Source organism: Pelagicoccus sp. SDUM812002 (genome assembly GCF_031127835.1).
GTDB lineage: Bacteria > Verrucomicrobiota > Verrucomicrobiia > Opitutales > Opitutaceae > Pelagicoccus.
Window position 1 is genome coordinate 645,553 of sequence record NZ_JARXHX010000001.1, and the last position, 20,464, is coordinate 666,016.

Annotated in this window: 21 protein-coding genes and 1 tRNA gene; 13 read left to right on the plus strand and 9 right to left on the minus strand. The window is 53.3% G+C overall.

What is annotated here, in order from left to right:
- Positions 1–107 precede the first annotated feature (107 nt).
- From QEH53_RS02650 to ilvB, 10 genes are all read left to right on the plus strand, one after another.
- On the plus strand, positions 108–893 hold the full coding sequence (locus QEH53_RS02650; RefSeq protein WP_309021571.1) for a ParA family protein: 786 nt from the start codon (positions 108–110) through the stop codon (positions 891–893).
- Between the two features lie 66 nt (positions 894–959).
- Complete coding sequence (gene rnc, locus QEH53_RS02655) at positions 960–1,757, plus strand: ribonuclease III (protein WP_309021572.1); 798 nt, start codon at positions 960–962, stop codon at positions 1,755–1,757.
- 105 nt (positions 1,758–1,862) lie between these two features.
- Positions 1,863–5,261, plus strand: coding sequence for a transcription-repair coupling factor (mfd, locus tag QEH53_RS02660; protein ID WP_309021573.1), 3,399 nt, complete (start codon positions 1,863–1,865; stop codon positions 5,259–5,261).
- A gap of 22 nt (positions 5,262–5,283) precedes the next feature.
- Positions 5,284–6,264, plus strand: coding sequence for a peptidylprolyl isomerase (locus tag QEH53_RS02665; RefSeq protein WP_309021574.1), 981 nt, complete (start codon positions 5,284–5,286; stop codon positions 6,262–6,264).
- A gap of 209 nt (positions 6,265–6,473) precedes the next feature.
- Positions 6,474–7,193 carry a DNA repair protein RadC gene (gene radC, locus QEH53_RS02670; protein ID WP_309021575.1) on the plus strand — a complete coding sequence of 240 codons (720 nt, stop codon included), beginning with the start codon at positions 6,474–6,476 and terminating at the stop codon, positions 7,191–7,193.
- A gap of 119 nt (positions 7,194–7,312) precedes the next feature.
- Positions 7,313–7,398: transfer RNA gene (locus tag QEH53_RS02675), tRNA-Tyr, on the plus strand.
- Positions 7,399–7,660: 262 nt separating this feature from the next.
- Positions 7,661–8,737, plus strand: coding sequence for a tRNA preQ1(34) S-adenosylmethionine ribosyltransferase-isomerase QueA (gene queA, locus QEH53_RS02680; RefSeq protein ID WP_309021576.1), 1,077 nt, complete (start codon positions 7,661–7,663; stop codon positions 8,735–8,737).
- Between the two features lie 61 nt (positions 8,738–8,798).
- Positions 8,799–9,176 (plus strand): tetratricopeptide repeat protein, encoded by a 378-nt coding sequence (locus tag QEH53_RS02685; RefSeq protein WP_309021577.1) that lies wholly within the window; start codon positions 8,799–8,801, stop codon positions 9,174–9,176.
- Positions 9,177–9,278: 102 nt separating this feature from the next.
- Complete coding sequence (locus QEH53_RS02690; protein ID WP_309021578.1) at positions 9,279–10,283, plus strand: acetyl-CoA carboxylase carboxyltransferase subunit alpha; 1,005 nt, start codon at positions 9,279–9,281, stop codon at positions 10,281–10,283.
- 38 nt (positions 10,284–10,321) lie between these two features.
- Complete coding sequence (gene ilvB, locus QEH53_RS02695) at positions 10,322–12,103, plus strand: biosynthetic-type acetolactate synthase large subunit (protein WP_309021579.1); 1,782 nt, start codon at positions 10,322–10,324, stop codon at positions 12,101–12,103.
- A 79-nt stretch (positions 12,104–12,182) separates the two neighbouring features.
- On the opposite strand, the gene QEH53_RS02700 is transcribed toward ilvB, so the two are convergent.
- The 3 genes from QEH53_RS02700 to QEH53_RS02710 are packed head-to-tail and all read right to left on the minus strand — an operon-like array spanning position 12,183 to position 13,741.
- On the minus strand, positions 12,183–12,455 hold the full coding sequence (locus QEH53_RS02700; RefSeq protein ID WP_309021580.1) for a glutaredoxin domain-containing protein: 273 nt from the start codon (positions 12,453–12,455) through the stop codon (positions 12,183–12,185).
- 4 nt (positions 12,456–12,459) lie between these two features.
- A complete protein-coding gene (locus QEH53_RS02705) occupies positions 12,460–13,317 on the minus strand; it encodes a protein phosphatase 2C domain-containing protein (RefSeq protein ID WP_309021581.1) in 858 nt (285 codons plus the stop codon).
- Positions 13,295–13,741, minus strand: a complete 447-nt coding sequence (locus tag QEH53_RS02710) for a serine/threonine protein phosphatase (protein WP_309021582.1) — start codon at positions 13,739–13,741, stop codon at positions 13,295–13,297. The genes QEH53_RS02705 and QEH53_RS02710 overlap by 23 nt, the downstream gene beginning before the upstream one ends.
- 185 nt (positions 13,742–13,926) lie before the next feature.
- On the opposite strand from QEH53_RS02710, the gene QEH53_RS02715 reads away from it, so the two are divergent.
- On the plus strand, positions 13,927–14,946 hold the full coding sequence (locus tag QEH53_RS02715) for a glutamine synthetase beta-grasp domain-containing protein (protein WP_309021583.1): 1,020 nt from the start codon (positions 13,927–13,929) through the stop codon (positions 14,944–14,946).
- Between the two features lie 83 nt (positions 14,947–15,029).
- Here the strand turns inward: QEH53_RS02715 and QEH53_RS02720 are convergent, their stop codons facing one another.
- From QEH53_RS02720 to QEH53_RS02730, 3 genes are read right to left on the minus strand one after another with little or no spacing between them, the layout of a single operon-like run.
- Positions 15,030–15,653 carry a hypothetical protein gene (locus tag QEH53_RS02720; protein ID WP_309021584.1) on the minus strand — a complete coding sequence of 208 codons (624 nt, stop codon included), beginning with the start codon at positions 15,651–15,653 and terminating at the stop codon, positions 15,030–15,032.
- A gap of 34 nt (positions 15,654–15,687) precedes the next feature.
- The gene (locus QEH53_RS02725) at positions 15,688–16,473 is read right to left on the minus strand and encodes a hypothetical protein (protein WP_309021585.1); all 786 of its coding nucleotides are present in this window, start codon (positions 16,471–16,473) and stop codon (positions 15,688–15,690) included.
- Positions 16,470–16,958, minus strand: coding sequence for a hypothetical protein (locus tag QEH53_RS02730; protein ID WP_309021587.1), 489 nt, complete (start codon positions 16,956–16,958; stop codon positions 16,470–16,472). Before QEH53_RS02730 ends, QEH53_RS02725 begins: the two co-directional genes overlap by 4 nt.
- 525 nt (positions 16,959–17,483) lie before the next feature.
- Between QEH53_RS02730 and QEH53_RS02735 the strand changes: the two genes are divergently transcribed.
- Positions 17,484–17,729, plus strand: a complete 246-nt coding sequence (locus tag QEH53_RS02735; protein WP_309021588.1) for a hypothetical protein — start codon at positions 17,484–17,486, stop codon at positions 17,727–17,729.
- A 5-nt stretch (positions 17,730–17,734) separates the two neighbouring features.
- Here QEH53_RS02735 and QEH53_RS02740 read toward each other — a convergent pair whose 3' ends face one another.
- Both QEH53_RS02740 and QEH53_RS02745 read right to left on the minus strand, forming a co-directional pair.
- Positions 17,735–18,220, minus strand: a complete 486-nt coding sequence (locus QEH53_RS02740) for a hypothetical protein (RefSeq protein WP_309021589.1) — start codon at positions 18,218–18,220, stop codon at positions 17,735–17,737.
- A 1-nt stretch (position 18,221) separates the two neighbouring features.
- A complete protein-coding gene (locus QEH53_RS02745; RefSeq protein ID WP_309021590.1) occupies positions 18,222–18,695 on the minus strand; it encodes an acyl-CoA thioesterase in 474 nt (157 codons plus the stop codon).
- Positions 18,696–18,869: 174 nt separating this feature from the next.
- On the opposite strand from QEH53_RS02745, the gene QEH53_RS02750 reads away from it, so the two are divergent.
- Positions 18,870–19,709 (plus strand): HDOD domain-containing protein, encoded by an 840-nt coding sequence (locus tag QEH53_RS02750; RefSeq protein WP_309021591.1) that lies wholly within the window; start codon positions 18,870–18,872, stop codon positions 19,707–19,709.
- Between the two features lie 59 nt (positions 19,710–19,768).
- Here the strand turns inward: QEH53_RS02750 and QEH53_RS02755 are convergent, their stop codons facing one another.
- Entirely contained in the window at positions 19,769–20,449 is a 681-nt protein-coding gene (locus QEH53_RS02755) for a hypothetical protein (RefSeq protein WP_309021592.1), read from the minus strand.
- Positions 20,450–20,464 lie beyond the last annotated feature (15 nt).

Consider the following 20,464-nt stretch of genomic DNA (forward strand, 5'->3'; position numbering starts at 1 on the left):
GAGTCTTGTGATTTTAGCGCGGTTCACCTTCGCGAGGACTAAGCTGCTATTCTCTGCTAAACAATTGCCATTGGAGAAAATTGCCTCATACAGAGGCAACAAATCCTATGGCTTCCACTACCGTATTCACCATCGCCAACCAAAAAGGTGGCGTTGGCAAAACCACCACCGCAGTAAATCTTTCCGCAGCTCTCGCTGACCTAAAGATTCCAACCCTCCTCATTGATCTCGACCCACAGGCCAACGCAACAAGCGGCTTGGGCATCGACAAAGTCGAAGGACGTAGCGTTTATCCCGTCCTCCTTGGCGAAGGCCAAATAGAAGACATGGTCGTCGATACCGGCCGCAAAAACCTTTCCTTGCTCACCTCCGAGATGGACCTGGCAGCGGCCGAAATCGAGGTGGCCCAAAGAGAGGACTATCTCCTCCAGCTTAAGATAGCGCTCGCGCCTCTCTTCGACTCCGGGAAGTACCGTGCTGTGGTGATCGACTGCCCGCCCGCCCTCGGTATGCTTTCCATGAACAGCCTCGCAGCCGCAGACTACTTGCTAGTCGCTCTCCAGTGCGAATACCTCGCACTCGAAGGCCTCGGTCAAATCCTGTCGGTCGTTGATCGTCTCAAGGACGCTGGAGTAAATGACCATCTCGAAGTCGGCGGCATCATCATGACTATGTTCGACATGCGCACTAACCTCTCCCGAGAAGTCGTCGAGGAAGTACGCACCAACCTCCCCAAGCAGATATTCGACACGGTCATTCCGCGCACCGTCCGGCTCAGTGAGGCCCCTTCCTTCGGGCAAACCATTTTCGAGTATGACAAATCAAATCCTGGAGCCACCGCATACCGCAATCTGGCAAAAGAGATCGCTAAACGCTTCAATCTGAAAAAGTAAGCCAAGCCTCCCTCCGTGCGCAGCGAGGGGTTTAGACTCGCCTCGCCCCTCACTCCCCACTCCTCCATGGTCGCCTCCAAGCTGAAACGCCTTATCAAGTCCGTATCCAAAGATTCTGACAAGAAAGCCGCCCGCAAGAGTATACATGCAGTAGAGCTTTCGGATGCCAAGGTTCGAAAACTTGAGAGCAAGCTCGGCTACGTCTTCCAAACCAAAGGCTTACTTTACCAATCTCTGACCCACCCTTCCTTTCTTCTCAACTCCAAGGACCAGTTGAAGAACAACCAGCGCCTCGAGTTTCTTGGCGACTCCGTAATCCAACTTGTCCTCACTGAAAAGCTCTACGAAAAATTCCCTAACCTGCGCGAAGGCAAACTCACGGCAATCCGCTCCGGTTACGCCCGCGGCGACTTTATGGCCGGAATCGCTCGTGAGCTCGACCTAGGGGCTTACCTCATACTCAAGCCAAAGGACCGACAAGCTGGCGTAGCAGAGGGCGACTCTGCCCTCGGCGATGCCTTCGAAGCGCTCGTAGGAGCGATTTACCTCGACTCCGATTTTGAGACGTCACGCAAAATTGTGCTCAGTCTCTACAACTATCTGGACACAGCACCCACTGCGAAGGGTGTCATATCCAATCCTAAAGGAAAGCTCCAGGAGCTCATTCAGCCGATTCACGGCAATAATGCGCTCCGCTACGAAACCATTAGCCAAAAAGGCGTCGCCCACGAGCGCATCTTCGAAATCGCTGTCTTCTGCAACGACGAGAAACTAGGCTTGGGTACCGGCCGTACAAAAAAGGAAGCCGCCGAAAAAGCTGCGCTAGAAGCAATTGTTCAAATCGCGAGCAACCCCAAGGGCTAGAGCTCCGCTCGCCCAGCGGACACCTCCGCAGAGTGCAATACAACCGCCGCCGCCATCGTCTCTTACCCCGTGCACGATTCTTACAGTAGCCGAAGCTCCATTCTCTTGCCACCCGATTTAAGTAGGTGGGAACAGATCATCGGCGTCAGTGAAGAAGCCATTGCACCCATAATTGAAGACTGGATACACTCCAACAAGTCTGACCTCACGATCGTGGTCGCAAAGAACACGAGAGTCGCCGAGCAGCTAAATGCTGACCTCAACTATTTTCACGCACAAGTCCGCAGCGGTTCCCAACAGACACGCTTTATCTACTACCCGGAAGAATCTGAGCTAAGTGCCGACGAAGATAGCCCGGTCGAACGCTTCGAAACGGGTAGCGAACGTATCGCTACGCTCGCGGCGATTCGCCAAAATAAAGGCTCGCTCGTTCTCACCACCACAGCGAAAGCCCTCGCCCAGGCCGTCCCCGCCGCGAAGGAGCTCGCCTCCTCGCAGCTTACAATCAAGACGGGCGAGTCCCACAATTTCGAAAAGCTGATCGAGACGCTTGAAGCGCTCGACTATGACAGCGAAGGCCTCTGCGAAGCCCCTGGACAGTTCGCGCGTCGCGGCGGACTCATCGACGTGTATCCAATTTCCGCTGATAGACCCTACCGAATCGACTTCTTCGGCGACGAAATCGACGTTATCAAAGAACTCGATCCCGTCACCCAACGCTCGGGTGAAACGGTAGAGAGCGTCGCTATCGACGCCTCCCCCACCCTTGAGCTGTCAATCGCTACCAATGGATTTGCCGACCATCTCCCTAAAGAGACCGCATGGGCGATTATCGAGCCAGATCAACTACTTGAATCCTTCGATTCCGCCCTCGAGCAAGCTCACGATCACACTGTCGGCAAGGCATGGATAAAACTCAGAGACCTTCGCTCGAAACACAAGGACAAGTGGGCAACCTTCTCGGACCTCGACCTCGAGACCGGAGATGACCCGTCCGCGACGACCTGTATCTTCGAAGCGGAATCTCTCTCCTTCTACCGACCCATTCCCGACAATGCTAAACTAGCGGACGAACGACTAGCAGATGAACAGTCAGCTCGTATCCAATTCTTGGATCAGGTAAGCAAATGGAGCAACGCTGGTGAGGAAATCATCGTCGTACTCCCCAACGAGTCAGACAAGAACCGTATCCAAGAAATCATCGACGAGTCCGCGGAACTGAAACGCATCAAGTTCACATTCTGGAAAGGCGACCTCACACAAGGCTTTCGCATCCATCACCGCCCTAAGCTAGGACGACTCTCCTGGCCGCATCTCAAAAAAAGCAAAGGCTGCGTCCTTATAACAGAAACAGAACTCTTTGGACGCCGCCGCGGCCGTAAACCACCCACACGTTCCAAAGCCCTCGTCACCCAATCCCAAGTCGACCAGCTTCTCGACTTCGCGGAACTCGTAGACGGAGAGTTCGTGGTACACCTGCAGCACGGCATCGCCCTTTACCGCGGTATCACCACCGTGGACATGCAAGGGCAGCAGCGAGAAGTCCTCTCCCTCGAATTCGACGAAGGCGTTGTACTGCATATTCCACTACAGGAGTCGCACCTCATCAGCCGCTACGTTGGCATTTCCAAGGCTCGCCCCAAACTCGGCCGCATCGGTACCAACCGCTGGGGAAAGACTCGCGAAGCCGCCGAACGCGCCACCCTCGATCTCGCCGCCAAGCTCCTTGAACTCCAAGCAAAACGCGACAGCGGAGGCGGACACGCCTTCGCCGCCGACTCCGAATGGCAACAAGAGTTCGAAGGCTCCTTCCCTTTCAAAGAAACGCCAGACCAGCTCAAAGCCATCGTCGAGTCAAAGGCCGACATGGAAAAGCCGATCCCCATGGATCGTCTCATTTGCGGCGACGTGGGATTCGGCAAGACAGAGGTCGCGATACGCACCGCCTTCAAAGCAGTAATGGACGGCAAGCAAGTGGTCATCCTTGTACCAACCACTGTGCTAGCCCAACAGCACTTCCTCAACTTCCGCGACCGGATGGCGGGCTATCCAATCGTGGTCGAACTAGTGAGCCGGTTCCGCAAACCGGCAGAAATCAAAAAGATACTCCAATCCACTGTTGCCGGCAAAGTCGACATCCTCATCGGAACTCACCGCGTACTGCAAAAGGACGTTTCCTTTAAAGACCTCGGACTCGTCATCATCGATGAGGAGCAGCGCTTCGGCCTCAAACACAAGGAGGTCTTCAAGGAATGGCGGTCCACCGTAGACATCCTCACCATGTCCGCCACCCCTATCCCCCGCACCCTCTACATGGCGTTAACCGGAGCGCGGGAACTGAGTGTCATCGAAACCGCACCCGTAGAGAGAAAACCGATACAAACGATCGTCAAAAGCTACGACGATGCTCTCGTCGCAGAAGTAGTCCGTCGCGAGATCGCCCGTGGTGGTCAGGTATTTTACCTGCACAATCAAGTCCAATCCATCGAAAGCACCGCAGCCAAACTGCGAGCCCTAGTGCCTGACGTATCCATCGCCGTAGGACATGGGCAAATGGACGAGAAAAAGCTCGAGAAGGTTATGATCGAGTTCGTCAACCAGAAGTACCAAATGCTGGTATGTACCACCATCATCGAGTCGGGGCTCGATATCCCAAACTGCAATACCATCATCATCGAAGGTGCTGACCGCTTCGGCTTGTCCCAACTGTACCAATTGCGCGGGCGCGTGGGTCGCTTCAAGCGCCAAGCCTACGCATACCTCCTTCTCCACAAGCACAAGCGGCTCATGGATGTCGCCCGGAAGCGACTCGCCGCCATCCGCCAACACAACCAGCTCGGCGCAGGCTTCCGTCTCGCAATGCGCGACTTAGAGCTGCGCGGAGCGGGCAATCTACTCGGCAGCGAACAGTCCGGCCACATCGTCGGGGTGGGTTTCGAGCTATACTGTCAACTGCTCAAACAAAGCGTGGCCCGACTCAAAGGCGACGCTTCCGCCACACAAATCCGAGCCAGCGTGAAACTCGACTTCGTTTACCAAGGCGAAGGAAGCATGCAGGCCGCCAATCGGCACGAGGATGGCTACACTGTACTGAAGCAACTCGACCTGAAAGAGGGTATGTGCGAGCCCATCCAAGCCCGCATTCCTGCTAGCTTCATCAGCGAAACACGTCTTCGCATCGACCTCTACCGGCAGCTCGCCCTCGCCGGCAGTCCTAAACAAGTACGGGAAATTCGCGAGGCCATCACTGACCGCTTCGGCAAATTTCCCGTCGAAGTAGAAGCGCTGCTGAGACTCACTGAAGTTCGTTGCCTCGCGGAACAAAGGCATATCCACTCGGTCGAGACTTTAGGGAACCGTCTCAAGTGCCGCATCTACCGCGGCCGAGAGTCAGACTACATCAAGCTCGGGAGTCGATTCCCCCGACTCAATGCGAATAATGCCTTGAAGCGCTTGAACGAAATCCTTGTCTTCTTGAACAATTTGCCTAGAGACCCCCGTTAGGCCCACGCCGATCCCACGTCATATGATCAAAAAAGCGATATTCCTTTTAGCCCTTTCCGTACCGCTCGCCTTCTCCGTCGCCCAAAAGCTTCCGAAGGGTGCACGCCTCGCCAACAGCATCGCCGCCATCGCCGAGGACAAGATTATCACCGTCGAAGAAGTCCGTCGCGAGCTCGAGCCATACCTTCCCTCCATCCAAAAGGATTCAGGAGGCGACCCCATGAAGTTTCGCCAATCCATCGAGAAGATGGAGGCAGAGATTATCCAGAACCTCACCGACAACGTCCTCATCGTAAAGCAGTTCTATGAAGATAAGGGCCAAATTCCTCCGAGCTTCGTCGACAATGAAATCGAGGAAACGATCATCACCAAATTCGAAGGCAAACGCTCGCTCTACCTCGACTACCTAAAGTCGATCGGCAAGACACCAGAAGAGCACCGTAGCATGATCAAAGAAGAGATCATCGTAAACTACATGCGCAGCAAGATGCGCAAGTCCGCATCTATCGTCAGCCCTGTCCGCATCGAGAAATTTTACGACGAATACAAGCAGGAGTTTTTCCAGGAAGAAGCTCTGCACCTTCGCCTGATCCGTCTCACGAAGCTCGCCGACGAGAGTGAAGAGGTCCTCGAGCAGACTGCGGACGAGATCTACGAAAAGCTGGAAATGGGCTTCGCTTTTGACGAACTGGCCGCCAAGTACAGCAATGACTCCAAAGCAAAAAAAGGCGGCGACTGGGGCTGGGTCACTCGAGGTTCCCTCATTGAGGAACTCAGTGGACCAGCTTTCGCTCTGAAAGAAGGCGAGTTCAGCAAACCGATCTTCATAAAGAACAATCTCTTCATCCTATACAGCGAGGAACATCGCCCCGAAGGATATCTCCCATTACCCGACGTTCGGGAGGACATCGAAGACATCCTCATATCGCAAATGGCCAGTGAGGCAGAGGCCAAGTTCCTAGAACGCTTGCGCCGCGACGGCTACGTTCGCCGCTTCAACTAAGCGCCAGAGCTAAAAACACTTTCCGAAACGCGAGCCCCACACGGCTCGCGTTTTTTTTGGATATTCTCACATCCGAAAGCGGGAGCGTGCTTGTCACAGGACCCCTTAGCAGTTCTACTTAGCCCCGTTGGATCTGTTACTTTCCGACCTCCTCAAAATCCCATCCCCAGAACCAGCACCCTGTAGCTAATCCTACCTCCCAACTCTCAATGCCCCCCTCAACCTACCTCACCCCGAGGCTAGCCGACTTGTCGGTGAGCGAACGCCCCCAAGAACGTCTCGAAGCCCAAGGGCCCCAAAGCTTAAGCGACATAGAGCTCATAGCCATGATATTGCGTAGCGGCAGTAAGGGTCGCAACGTTCTCAGCGTCGCCTCCGAAATCCTTCAAGAGTCAGGCTCACTTAATGGATTGCTAAAATGGACCGACGCCGAATTCCGAGCCATCAAAGGCATTGGAAGAGTCAAAGCCCTGCAGCTTATAACCATCGTGGAAATTTGTCGCCGCGTGCGAGAGCGGTCGCCAGTGACCGCCCCCATCCTAGACAGCCCTGATCTCGTATTCGATTTTATGAGACGTGACGCCCAAGGCCTCGAAATAGAGAAATTCTGGACACTCTGCCTCAATCGCAAGAACCGCCTCATTAAGAGGGTTGAAATCACCTCCGGCACCGCCAGTAACAGCCTCGTGCATCCACGGGAAGTCTACCGAGAGGCTATCCGCCAAGGCGCCTCAGCCGTCATCTGCGTGCACAATCACCCCAGCGGCGATCCAGCCCCCAGCGCAGCCGATATCAAGGTCACCCGTCAGCTCCGCGAGTCCGCTAAAATAATTGGTATCGACCTGCTCGACCACGTCGTAGTTGGAAATGCGGCACACGACCCGTGTTCCCGCGGGTACTATAGCTTCCAAGAATCGGGACTGCTCTAGCCGTTCGCATCCAGCTACTTCAGGCACCCAAGGCCCCCGAAAACACCAGATGAATTTTTCTCAAATTTACACTTGATCTTTAATTCAAAACGGGGACTCTAGGCGACCTTTCACCGGTCGGTGGGATACTCAAGCGGCCAACGAGGGCAGACTGTAAATCTGCTGGGGAAACCCTACACAGGTTCGAATCCTGTTCCCACCACCATTTTCCAATCTTGGGAAATGCCGACCAAGTTCCAAACAAAGTTCTTTCCAGAAAGGCCAACGGAACAGGATGAGAACCGACAGGTTCGACGATGCGAATAACGCGAGCGGAGATGGGACATGCGAAGCATGGGTCCGAAGGACCTGCTCGCAGAGCAAGCAGCCAATCCTGATCCCACCATCCTATCAATTTTTAGAAGAGAACGACCAAGGCCCTGGTCGTTTTTTTGTGTCTGGATACCACCAGTCGCCAACACCCGAACATGGACAGCTCTCTATTCGATTATCATCTGCCTGACGAACGCATCGCCCAAGAACCGGCAGCGGTTCGCGACGCCTCGCGACTGCTCGTCGTTCACCGCACAGAACGCAGGATCGAGCATCGACGTTTCTCCGACCTGCCCGACTACCTCGGCGAGGGCGATTCCCTATTCCGCAACAACGCACGAGTCCTTCCCGCTCGACTCTTCGCCCAGCGCCCCACAGGAGGCGCCGCCGAGTGTCTATTGCTTCGCCCTGCTTCCAACGAGGGCCTGGAATGGTGGACCCTGCTGCGTCCGGGCAAGAAATTACCAGTCGGCTCTACTTTCTCACGGGAGGGCTACTTTTCCGCTACGGTCTTGGAAAAAAACGATGAGGCAGAATACCGTGTACGCTTCGATCTCACGAACTATTATAGCTCCGTGGCAAGCCTCGCCGACGAGCTAGGAAAGATGCCGCTCCCGCCCTATATCGCTCGCGAGAAGTCCGACGCTCGCGACGACGCTGACAAGGAGCGCTACCAAACCATCTATGCCTCTTCGGAAAAGTCTGTCGCTGCAGCTGCTCCGACCGCAGGCCTGCACTTCACACCGCAAATCGTCGAAAAGCTCACCCAGCAAGGAGCCACCTTCCACGATCTCGCCCTCCACGTGGGGATGGGCACCTTCAAGCCCCTCCAAACCGAGAAGATCGAAGACCACCAAATCCACCGCGAAATCTACGAAATCTCCGAAGCCACCCAAAGCGCCCTCCGCGCCGATAGCTGCCGACGCAAGGTTTGCGTAGGAACTACCAGCGTACGCAGCGTAGAAGACTATCTTGCCAAAAGCGACGTCATCGTTTCCGGAAGCTTCGTCAGCGAAGCTGCCATCTTCATCTATCCTCCCCGCCGCTTCCTCGGCGTGGATGCCTTAATCACGAATTTTCACCAACCCAATTCGACTCTTCTGTGTCTCGTTTCCGCATTCCTCGACCCCAAAGGGATGGACGGAATTAATTGGCTCAAAGAGATTTACGCAGAGGCGATTGAGAGGGAGTATCGCTTCCTGAGCTACGGAGACGCCATGCTCATCCTTTGACAAGCGATTCCGCTTCGTGTAGTCTCTCGACGTTTTTCAATTCTAACGAAAACACATCCCTATGGGCCAATTTCAAAAAGCATCGATCAGCAACATCGTCGAGGACGCGACCTTCGACTTCACTATGGGTGACGCCGAGACTGGCATTTCCAAACTCCAGGCTGCACTCGCCGAGTCGCCGGAAGCCTTCGAAGCCTGGCACGCCCTGTGCGAGATCTTCTACTCTGAGAAACGCTACGACGAGGCACTCGATGCCGCCGAAAAGGCTCATGCGCTTCGACCCGATGATCTTTTCGTAAATACCAGCCTTTCAAGAATATGGCTCGAAAAGGGATCAAAGGAAAAAGCCGAGCATTTCGGAGCCCAAGCGCGCATGGCCAGCTGGAAGGATCAAATCCAAAATCCAGACGGTCAACAAGGGCAGGCCGACCTCGCATAAACTGCATAAATCAGCAAAATTTCCCTCCTAAACGACCATCGTTAAAGCCTCGACATTACCGAGATTACTACCACATTCCACCCCTTTTCACGGGATAGGCCTATGGACAACAACTACGCACTAGACTTCGAACAGCCGCTTCGCGGACTTATCGAGCAGATGGAGCACTTGCACCAACTGTCCGCTGAAAACAATATCGACCTGTCTAAGGAGATCCGCGCTATTGAACAGAAGATCGCGGAGACCAAGAAGTCCATTTATACAAACCTCACTCCGTGGCAGCGCGTTCAACTCGCTCGCCATCCGCAACGCCCCTACGCTTACGACTACATTGAGCGGATTTTCACCGGGTTCCAGGAATTGCACGGAGACCGCGCCTTTCGCGACGATCGCGCCATCATCGGCGGTACGGCATTTCTCAATGGCGAGTCCGTTATGGTCATCGCCCAGCACAAAGGACGAACCACTCGCGAAAAGCTTAGGCACAACTTCGGCAGCCCCTACCCGGAAGGCTACCGCAAGGCTCTTCGCCTCATGAAAATGGCCGACAAGTTCGGCATGCCCATTATCACTTTCGTTGATACCCAAGGAGCTTATCCCGGCGTCGCGTCCGAAGAGAGGCACGTGTCTGAAGCCATTGCGGTCAACCTGCGCGAGATGAGCCTCATGGGGTGCCCCATCATTTCCACGGTCATCGGTGAAGGCGGCTCAGGTGGAGCGCTCGGTATCGCAGTCGCCAACAAGATTCTCATCCTCGAAAACGCCTACTACTCGGTCATCTCTCCTGAAGGCTGCGCCGCTATCCTCTGGAAGGACCGGGCCAAAGCTCCCGAAGCAGCCAAAGCCCTCAAATTTGGAGCTTACGAAATCGAAAAGCTCGGTATCGTTGACGGCGTTATCAAAGAACCGGTAGGCGGAGCACATAACGATCCCGATGCGGCTGCGGCCTCCCTGAAGGAAGCAATCGAAGCCCAACTCGCCGAACTAAAGAAACTCACCCCAAAAGAACGCATCGAGCAGAGGTACCAACGCTTTCGCAACATCGGAGTAACCGACGAAGACGTATCTGACGGTAAAATAGTGCCAATCAACGAAGCCGCCTCTTAAGGTGCATCCATTTTCCTAATACAGCCGGATTAACAACAATGAGCGCAAATCAAGATCTCAAACCGACCCCTGCCAAGACAGCTGCAACGCAACAAATGAATGGTGCCGACGTCGTCGTCGAAGCACTGGTTCGCGAAGGCGTCGACGTCATCTTCGCCTACCCCGGCGGAGCATCGCTCGAGATGCACCAATCCCTCGCTAAGCGCAAAGAGGACATCCGCACTATCTTGCCTCGCCATGAGCAAGGCGGTTCTTTCGCGGCTGAGGGCTACGCTCGCGTAACCGGCAAAGCTGGCGTTTGCATGGCGACTTCCGGTCCGGGCGCCACTAATCTGATGACCGCGATCGCTGACGCCTTCATGGACAGCACCCCTTTGGTCTGCATTACCGGTCAGGTCTATTCCAAGTTCATCGGCAAGGCTGCATTCCAGGAGACCGACTTTTTCGGAATGACACTGCCGGTCGTTAAGCACAGCTATCTCGTGCTCGATGTAAATGACCTGCCTAAGATCATGAAGGAAGCCTTCAAGATCGCGACCACAGGACGCCCTGGTCCCGTTGTGGTCGATATCCCTAAGGATGTGCAGCAGGCGAAGGTCGACCCCGTCTGGCTGACTGACGAACAAGTTCCTTACCGCGAATCCAAGCTCCCCGAGAAAGCTTCCGACCGCGAACTGGAAAACGTGCTTAACCTTATCGAAGATGCGAAGCGTCCCGTAATTTACTTCGGTGGCGGTGTCGTAGCGGCTGAGGCGAGCAAGGAACTCACAGAATTCGCCGAGCGCACAGGCATCCCCGTCGCATCCACATTGATGGGAGCGGGATCTTTCCCAGAGACACACCCGCTTTCCCTAAAGTGGTTTGGCATGCACGGTTCCGCTTACGGAAATTGGGCCGTACACCAAAGCGACCTCCTCCTCACGTTTGGCGCTCGCTTCGACGACCGAATCACTGGTGACGTAACAAAATTCGCACCGCAGGCGGAGATCGTCCACATCGACGTCGACCCTTCCGAGCACAACAAGAACAAGATCGTCCACCACCCGATCGTTTCCGACATCAAGCACGCCCTCGGCCGTATGAACGAGCTGATGGACTCCAAAGGCTTCAAGAAGCCAAACCTCGAACCGTGGCAAAAACAGTGCGACGAGTGGAAACGCGACTACCCGTTCTCGTACAACGAGAGCGAGCACATAGTGCCGCAGCATGCTGTTGAAGTCCTTTGCGAACTCACAAAGGGAGACGCCATCATCACCACTGGAGTCGGACAGCACCAAATGTTCGCTGCCCAGTTCTACAATTTCAACCACCCACGCAGCCTCATTTCGTCTCTCGGACTTGGCTCCATGGGCTACGGCTATCCATCCGCATTGGGCGCCAAGGTCGCTTGCCCAGACCGTCACGTAATCGATATCGACGGTGACGGCTCCTTCGCCATGAACATACAGGAACTCGCGACCGCAAAGATTGAAAAGATCGCTGCCAAGGCCATGATTCTGAACAACCAGCATCTTGGCATGGTGGTACAGTGGGAGGACCGTTTCTACAACAGCGTCCGTGGTAACACCGTTCTCGGCGACGAGAAGAACATCGGTACCCCCGAAAATCTCGGCGGGCTTTACCCCGATTACGTCAAGATTGCCGAAGGATTCGGTCTCCCTGGCCGTCGCGTCCACCAGAAGAGCGAGCTGAGGGACGCAATCCAAGAAATGCTCGACAGCGAGGAGGCTTTCGTTCTCGACGTCATCACGCCATACGACGAACACGTCCTACCAATGATCCCGGCGGGAGGTACCGTCGATCAAATGATCGTTCGCTAAGAAAAACTAGCGAATCCAATTTTCAAAGCCGCTTCCAATATTGGGGGCGGCTTTCTTGCAGGTGAGAGCGTACTCCTACTTAACGAAAAATCGTATCCAACCGTCCGCTACGCTCATCTGCAAAAAGCCTATCTTCGTCACCGTAGTGTTGTCCGTTCACAAAGATCTGTGGCACAGTGGTTTCTCCACCCGAGCGGCGCTTCATTTCCTTAAAGTTGCTGGTCGGTAGCTTCACGCCCGCAACCATAGCGACCTCCTTCCACTTGAATGGGATGTTATTCTTTTTAAGGAAAGCCTTCGCCTTGTGACAGTATGGGCAAAGGTTGCTGCCAAATACTTCTACCTGATTCATTAGGCTAGTGAACTTCGACCACCACGGCCGTGATATTATCGCGTCCCGACTCCTCCAAGGCATCCTGAACGAGGCGATTAGCAGGGCAAAGTTCCGCAAATCGTGGCGGAGGGTTTCGTACCAACTCTTCCACACGACGATCCCAAACCCCTTCCGTAACGCCGTCCGAACAGAAGACGAAACGGTCACCCGGCTCTATACCAACGGACCCGACTTGCGGATCTATCTTCAAACACTTTCCCCCAAGAACCTGCTGGAGCAGATTGCGCTCACCGTGGTTGCGAGCTTCGCGTTCGTTGATTTTTCCAGAGCGAAATAGCCACCCCACATGGGTGTGGTCTTCCGTCAATTGCCGGCTACCGCCATCCTTCGGAATATAATAAATCCGACTGTCTCCAATGTGACAAAAATGCAGCCAGCCCGGTGAAATCCATCCAAGGCTCAAGGTCGCTCCCATGCCACGACACTCCTCGTAGTAGATCGACATTTCCGTCATTTCCTTATGGATACGCTGAAAGAGCTCCGTCAAAATATCGGTGAAACCTCGCTGCATCCCATAAGCCCCCAGTTTGAAAGTCTTTGGCAACAATTCGGCGATTTTTTGCACAGCCACACGGCTCGCGAATTCGCCAGCGTTAGCTCCACCCATACCATCGCTCACCGCAAATACGAAGTCGCCACGGTCCATTCCAGCCGAACCACTCTTACCCAGATACTGCATGCCCTCCAAGTTGAAAGTGACGGCCAAAAAAGCGTCCTCGTTGTTCTGCCGGTACCTGCCGGGATGGGTTAGTCCCGTCCAGGATAGCGAATATTCTTCGCCTGTTTCTTTCCCTTTTTCAGTCTTCGGTTTTTCGCTCATGATCGCCGCCCTTTGCTTCTTCGGCTTCCTTGATTGTTAAGCCTTCGCCCGTTTCCAAAATCACCGCAAATTCAAAATCTATCACGCAAAACTTCCCCAAATGCGGACTATAGGTGATATTTCTCATAAACGCGTCGTCATGCCGTACTCCGAAAAATTCCAAGGCGTCAAAAATTGATTTCACCTTCTCCGAACTGATCTTGTGAACGATGTTCCCGCAGTTTGTGGTCACAATGTAGAGTTGCTCCGGATGCTCCTCCATTAGCTTCGGAACGAAGTCGCACCCCTTCTCCTCCAAGTACTTAAGCATCCGCACTTCGTTTTCGTAACGTTCTTTGGAAAAGTGTCCCTTGTACTTTTTGTGGACTCGGCCGTCGAATCCTATATGGACTTCCGCCCTCTGCGTATCTTTGATCTCTTGCATGATCGAAATTGAGCTTAAGTACTAAAAGTTAGAAGTCGCATGATTATTTGAAAGGTAAAAGTAAAATTTGTTGAAACTAGGCATACCTTTTGCTGATTTCGGAAACCGTCCCATGGCGGCGCCACTCCTACGGAATTGCCAATCCTAACCGGGACTTCCAAACCCTATACGACAATCAATAATCTATGGCTAAATATAAGTTCGAATACATCTGGCTAGACGGCTACTCGCCTGTGCCAAATCTTCGTGGAAAAACACGCATCGGTGACGCGATACCGAAAAGTGTTGATGATCTTCCTCTTTGGGGTTTCGACGGTAGTTCGACGAAACAGGCGGAAGGCAAAAGCTCAGATTGCGTGCTGAAGCCTGTAGCATTCTACCCTGACCTTTCCCGCGATGACAGCTCATTTATCGTAATGTGTGAGGTTATGATGCCAGATGGCGTCACTCCACACCCAACTAACCACCGTGCTACCATCGAAGACGACGAAGATACTTGGTTCGGCCTCGAGCAAGAATACTTCCTTTACGAAAACGGTCGCCCACTTGGCTGGCCTTCCGAAGGCTACCCACCGCCACAGGGTCCGTACTACACGGGCGTTGGCTACAAGAACGTAGGCGGCATCGCTCGCGAAATCGTGATGGAGCACCTCGACCTCTGTTTGGCTGCCGGCATCAACCACGAAGGCATCAATGCCGAAGTGGCAAAGGGCCAATGGGAATTTCAAGTATTCGGCAAAGGCTCCAAAAAGGCAGCCGACGAAATCTGGGTTGCTCGCTACCTCCTCGAACGTCTCTGCGAAAAGTACGAACTCGACGTCGAATACCACTGTAAGCCAATTCGCGGTGACTGGAATGGCTCCGGTATGCACTGTAACTTCTCAACGAAGTACATGCGTGAAGTGGGCGGAAAAGACTACTTCCTCAAGCTCATGGACGCGTTCGAAAAGAATAAGGACGAGCACATTGCCGCCTACGGTCCAGACAACCACATGCGTTTGACCGGTCTCCACGAAACACAGTCCATTGACAAGTTCTCTTGGGGTGTTGCTGACCGTGGCGCTTCCATCCGCGTACCGCATAGCTTCGTCAAGAATGACGCCTACAAGGGCTACCTCGAAGACCGCCGTCCAAACTCGCAAGGCGACCCGTACCAGATCTGCTCTCGCGTTCTCAAGACGATCGCAGAGGTCCCAACTGCATAAAGCCGAACGGCTCAGGACACACTCTTGCACTTTTCAGCGGCTCCTCAACAGAGGGGCCGCTTTTTTATGCCGTTCCTCCTCCCTCAATCAGCCTCTTGCCAAGCAACACGCACTAAACGCCCAGCCAGATCGCTAAGATCGATCGCCTCGCCGTTGCCAGGGAATCCATTGTCGATCCACACGGATCCATCCTCGCTCCGCAAAAGACGATACGAAACCTCAGGTACCTCTCTAATGAACAAGCCAGACTCACCGAGCGTCACCGGGTTTCCTATCCCAGTTTGCGACACAAGGAGACTCCCTAGCTCAATGCGCCCCCTCCCATCGAACGTCGCAAAACAAGTGTCCGACACGGCGATGATTTGATCTCTTAGCGACCTTTCGTCTTTTGCGATCGGCCCTAACCTCATGTACTTGATCGGCGAATACGAATTGGAACTCAAATCTACAACGTAGAGGTAATCATACTTCGACCGCACCAGAACCGAGTTACTCGCTTTCAAAAAACTAATTTCGCTAGGCTCTGCAATTTCTCCCAAGTTCGTCAGGTCGATCTTAATTACCTCTCCTGTACCGAGATCGAGTTCCATCAAAGCCAAGCGAGCCGAGTCACCGCCATCCGCATTTCGACAAGCGAATACAATTCGGCTTTCACAAGGGGAAAACGCGACCGCTCCGCCAGTGCTAATTCCATCGGTTCGGCTCAAAAGACTAGCTGAATTTACATCGAATACATTCAGTTCAACATTTCGCCACGGTTCGAATTGAGAGGAAGCGAACACCACCAAATTTTCCCCGGATCCTGAAAGAGTCACTTCCTGCGAGAAGCCTTCCAGCGGCCATTCGAAGGATAAACTTGTCGGAAACAAGGTCATAGACTCCGAAAACTTCTTCCCCATCTAATTCCTTCTCCAGAAGAAGTCGCGTCCCTCCTCCACGAATTTCGGATACTGATTCGATATCGTAGGTTTCGTCGAATGTATGGATCTCTTCTCCAGTATCCGCATCGAAAACAAGGACATCACATAGAATTCGAATCGCTACATGCCCGGTTACAGGATCAATCATTACTCGATCTCCCATTCCTACGATTGGCTTTATCCAAGAAATCACCGTCTCTTCCAATCTGTTCCCATCCAAAACGCTAACGGATCCATCCGCCCAAACGACCCTAAACACTCCCTTACTATTCGAGTAGCACGCTGCAATTGCTCTCTTCGCTTCTGTAGCGACCGGCTCGACAAATTTTTGGCTGTCGAAGCACCAGTTTAACCTCTTACCGTTAATTGATGGCTCGAGCGAACGACCGTCTTGCGAAATATCCATGCCAAAACCAAATCTTGTTTTCGTAAATCCGAAGCTTCCACTGCTTGAGCACTCTACAGCTACCCAAGACTTTTCCACTACGACCTCACCGGTAATTGCGTCTAACTTCAAAAACTGGATACGCTCTTCGCCACCCAAGGGTAAAGAGCCAACCGGCCCCGGAAACGTCGCAGGAAGTTTTCCTAGAATGAAATGACTCAAACCCTTCTCAATGATAGCATCGGCTCGAATTCGTAGTCAGCCAGCTTCTCACCACATAGAAAATCCCAGCGCTCCACCCCGTTTCTTTCGGAGATAGCATAAAAAGACCGACCATCCTGACTAAAAAGTAAGTAGAATGCGCCCACCCACCCGCCTCGAAAGCCCACAAAATCTTTTAGTTCGACTGTCGAATGCTTGCCGGCTAGATCGAGGATCTTCTCTGGTGCTTTCAATAAACGAGAGGTAAATGCGAAGTATCGCCCATCTGGAGGTAGGTATCCGTCATTTCGCACGATCGCGTTCACCCAATCGAACTCATCATTGTTCGTATCCACGACTAGGATACCTTCTGCCGACGAATAGACAAACCGCTTCCCGTCGTCTGACCGACTTCCCTTGAGAGGAGCCGATTTCGCGTAATGCACCTTTTCTATTTGAGCGACGAGTCGTCCATCTTTAGCATCCAGCAACTGCACAGCCACCACGCCCGATCGATGTTGATTGTGGTAGTTTGTTACTAGGATCCTGCCCCCTTCCTTAATAAATGTTTTGCTAGCAACAAACGAAACATCTCGGCTCCACAGCAACCACTTCCCGGCCTCAGAAAATTAAGCTCTACCAAAAATCTTCTCAGCCCCTCCGAAAAACGATAGCTGGAATTCTCTCGAGAGTTGGAGTTCCCGTGAATCGCTTTCGAGCCATAAATCAACTCCTCGCGCTACTTCCGGCCAATTGACGGCGAAATCATTTGCCGACAAGTTGCTGAATATAGAGCCAACGAAACCGCAAATAAAGAGCGTCAACTTCAAACTAGGCTGGGGAAGGTTCGACGCTCCGCCAGCTTTCCCGGAAGCCTTTGAATTTCAAGCTAAGATATTATACTTAGAAACTCTCTCCCCTTTCGCTCCGAAGCGATTCCTTCGAACTCGAAAGGGGACTTATAAAAAGCGACCAAATTTCGTGCGATTTTGACATTGAGCTAGCGAAACGTCTCGCGCTCAATCGCCCGCATGCCACGAGCCATCGGATGGAACAAACGAGACCCAGAGCTGGGCAAGCTCAAGATCGAAGCCCGAATCTTCGGAAACAAGCTCACCTTCTTTCGACAGGCCGGCCGTTTCGAGCAGTGGGAAGAGTTCACTCCGTCTGTCGAGGATTGGGATACCGTCAACGAACTCGCGGAAAACAAGTTCCAACGCGGAAAAGTCCAGGCCCAACATCTGAAGGTCATCCAAGCCCGCGGTCGAAAGTTTTAGCCTAATTATTTCCGGCTAGCTTTGAGGTACATGAAAGCCATGCCCAAGCAGCCGAGGAGCACCAGCATTCCGGCTATACCATAGGCTCCGGCCAATAGCTTCGGAAAATCTCGATAGAACATGTCGCTAACCTCCGGGGGAGACTGTTCGAGCAAGGTGTGCAACGGGTCCCTCGCCAGCATCGCATCCAGTGCTGTTCGATCAAACGAGGCTAGTTGCCAACTGAAGTAGAGCAGCCCGCTTGCCGCTAAGCCTACTTGATTCCATGCCAAACGCTTTCCGAACGATCGCTCTCCTTGAGGCAGGAAACTTCCGCGAAATCGGTTTTCAAGAATCCCATGAATAAGCAAGGCAAGACCGATAAAAGCACCTGCCCAAGACCACGAAAACGCAGCGATCAGAAGACTCAGCCCGCCGAAAACGATCAAGCTCCAAGCGCTAATCAGAGAGAAGAGGCTCACCGCGCCAGAGACTTTTCCGCTTGCGGCCATATTAGAAAGGCCTCTGGTTTCTAGCGGCTTTCATGAGATCTGCAGGGGCTTCCTCCAGCTTCGCTATCAAGTCACTCTCCAAATCCAAAGCGCCCATTGTTTGGGTCGGCACATCGAAACCGGCGTATACAGAAGTCATCTCAGCCCTGGCTACAGCTGTGAAACAGCCATCCGACTCCTTTTTTCGAAAACGATAAAAGTAGACGATCGACTTCTGCTTGATCTCCTTCACGAACAAATGCACCTCAAATCCGTCCCCAAACCGCAAAGGCGAATGGTACTCGCAGCTGGCTCTCACCCGCGGCCAACCCCAAAACTTGTCCCTCTCTTGCACAACAGGAGCGATACCGATCGAGTTCAGGAACGCATGCTCCGCCATTTCCATCCATCGAAAGAAATTCGAGAAATGGGCGATGCCCGCCATATCTGTTTCATGGAAAGCAAGTTCCCGCTCCAGCACGTAGTCGAAAGCCATAGCCGAGTAGCATCCCCTCTCCGTAGCAAAACTCAAGGCCATCCTCTGCATTGCCTAGCCACTTTCAAAGAGCTCGTAAATACCCGCAGGCATTGATGGTTCAGGCGACAATCTACCCCTTCTTCGCCTACAGATACTCTACTCCCATCCGATAAATCAGCCTAAGTGCCACCGATGAACACCATTTCTCCTGCCGAACTAAAAGAGGCTGCACAACAGCTGCCTTCTTCTCCTCGAATTTTCGGCAAACTCAACAAGTTGCTTCGCGACCCATCAACCGATCTCACCGACATTACGGAATTGGTTAACGCCGACTCAGCTCTGACCGCCAGCGTCCTGCGCCTCAGCAACAGCGCCCTCTATTCTCTAGGCACCCCTGTGGACACTCTCGACGAAGCAATCAACCGCGTCGGTTTCCGTGAACTTTTCAAACTCGTCGGCTTGGCTGCGTCCAAGCAACTCTTCGCAGAACACAATCGCGTCTACGACATATCCGGAGCCCAACTCTGGGAAAACTCTCTCACTTGTGGCATCGCCATGGAAATCTTGGCCCGTAAGCTCGGCTTGGACGATCAGGAAGCCTACACCATCGGGCTACTGCGTAATCTGGGCAAGATGGTCTTGGACTACTGTGTCAAAGACGATCCCCAATACCCGAGCTACAACACTGTCTCAAACCTGCCGCTAATCGATTGGGAACAAAACAATTTCGGCATCACAAATCCAACAGTAGCCGGTTTCATCCTCACGTCTTGGCACTTCACCGAGGAAACAGCGCAAACCATCCAGCATCAGTATACCCCTAACCAAGCGCAACGCCACTTTCCACACATTCACCTGCTCAACCTCTCCAACGGAATAGCAGAGCGCATCGGGAATGGACTCCGCGGGGAATCGAACTACTGGAGCAATTGGGAAGAGCACCTCCCTCGCACCGGACTCTCGAGTACCGAATTCGACGAGAGCCTGCAAGAAATCAAGAGTTCCGTAGATCGAGTCATCGCCAACTTCTAGAGCAGGCGACAGACCATTCTGAAGGCTAGTTCGTCTTCACAGATAATAGATCGGTAGTCCTACTTTTCGTCCTCTTCGGACTCCTCGTTCGCTTGCTGAATAAAAGAACTCGGATCCACGATCTCTTCGTCGTCTTCCGATCCTTCTGCATTCATTTGCGCTATCAGGTCGCTCGGATCGAGATCGTCACCGTCTTGATTGGCTTGAGCGATCACATCCTCAGGATTGAAATCCATCGAGGCTCCTCCACCGTCGCCCGCTAGGATACCAGAGGTGTCGAGGTCCTCGTAGTCATCATCGTCGTCTGAACCACCCGAGCCCAACTCGCCGCTCGAGCCAGATCTCAGGTCGGACCCATCACCGCCTTCCGGCAAAGCGCCGCCTTCAGCGATTTTTACTAGCATATCGTTTTTCGCGAAGGTCAGGATGCGGTCAGCCAAGGCGGGCAGCTTCCAAATTTCGGGCGAAACCAGAGTTTCCTCGTGGGGCTTCTGCTTGCCTGCGATATTAACAAAGACTTGGATACACTCTCCTTGCTCGGATTTCATCACACACTTGATGCGTGCAATCAGCCAAGGTGAAGCTCCTGGCTCCGAGGTATAAACGTAAAGGTCTGTCTGGCGCCCTCCAGTGTCGATAAACCGAGTGAATTTCATCGGATAGCCGCCACCCCAGTCTTTCAAAAAGCCCTGGAGCTCTTGCTCAATCGCACTCGCAATCTCAATGGTGTGAACCTTCATAAAACGACTTACCGA

What these genes read in the sequence shown, in the direction of transcription:
- QEH53_RS02735 (WP_309021588.1), top strand. Translation starts at nt 17,484, where the DNA reads ATGCCACGAGCCATCGGATGGAACAAACGAGACCCAGAGCTGGGCAAG.
- QEH53_RS02740 (WP_309021589.1), bottom strand. Translation starts at nt 18,220, where the DNA reads ATGGCCGCAAGCGGAAAAGTCTCTGGCGCGGTGAGCCTCTTCTCTCTG.
- ilvB (WP_309021579.1), top strand. Translation starts at nt 10,322, where the DNA reads ATGAGCGCAAATCAAGATCTCAAACCGACCCCTGCCAAGACAGCTGCA.
- QEH53_RS02705 (WP_309021581.1), bottom strand. Translation starts at nt 13,317, where the DNA reads ATGAGCGAAAAACCGAAGACTGAAAAAGGGAAAGAAACAGGCGAAGAA.
- QEH53_RS02755 (WP_309021592.1), bottom strand. Translation starts at nt 20,449, where the DNA reads ATGAAGGTTCACACCATTGAGATTGCGAGTGCGATTGAGCAAGAGCTC.
- QEH53_RS02750 (WP_309021591.1), top strand. Translation starts at nt 18,870, where the DNA reads ATGAACACCATTTCTCCTGCCGAACTAAAAGAGGCTGCACAACAGCTG.
- rnc (WP_309021572.1), top strand. Translation starts at nt 960, where the DNA reads ATGGTCGCCTCCAAGCTGAAACGCCTTATCAAGTCCGTATCCAAAGAT.
- radC (WP_309021575.1), top strand. Translation starts at nt 6,474, where the DNA reads ATGCCCCCCTCAACCTACCTCACCCCGAGGCTAGCCGACTTGTCGGTG.
- QEH53_RS02690 (WP_309021578.1), top strand. Translation starts at nt 9,279, where the DNA reads ATGGACAACAACTACGCACTAGACTTCGAACAGCCGCTTCGCGGACTT.
- QEH53_RS02710 (WP_309021582.1), bottom strand. Translation starts at nt 13,741, where the DNA reads ATGCAAGAGATCAAAGATACGCAGAGGGCGGAAGTCCATATAGGATTC.
- queA (WP_309021576.1), top strand. Translation starts at nt 7,661, where the DNA reads ATGGACAGCTCTCTATTCGATTATCATCTGCCTGACGAACGCATCGCC.
- QEH53_RS02650 (WP_309021571.1), top strand. Translation starts at nt 108, where the DNA reads ATGGCTTCCACTACCGTATTCACCATCGCCAACCAAAAAGGTGGCGTT.
- QEH53_RS02665 (WP_309021574.1), top strand. Translation starts at nt 5,284, where the DNA reads ATGATCAAAAAAGCGATATTCCTTTTAGCCCTTTCCGTACCGCTCGCC.
- QEH53_RS02700 (WP_309021580.1), bottom strand. Translation starts at nt 12,455, where the DNA reads ATGAATCAGGTAGAAGTATTTGGCAGCAACCTTTGCCCATACTGTCAC.
- QEH53_RS02715 (WP_309021583.1), top strand. Translation starts at nt 13,927, where the DNA reads ATGGCTAAATATAAGTTCGAATACATCTGGCTAGACGGCTACTCGCCT.
- QEH53_RS02745 (WP_309021590.1), bottom strand. Translation starts at nt 18,695, where the DNA reads ATGGCTTTCGACTACGTGCTGGAGCGGGAACTTGCTTTCCATGAAACA.
- QEH53_RS02685 (WP_309021577.1), top strand. Translation starts at nt 8,799, where the DNA reads ATGGGCCAATTTCAAAAAGCATCGATCAGCAACATCGTCGAGGACGCG.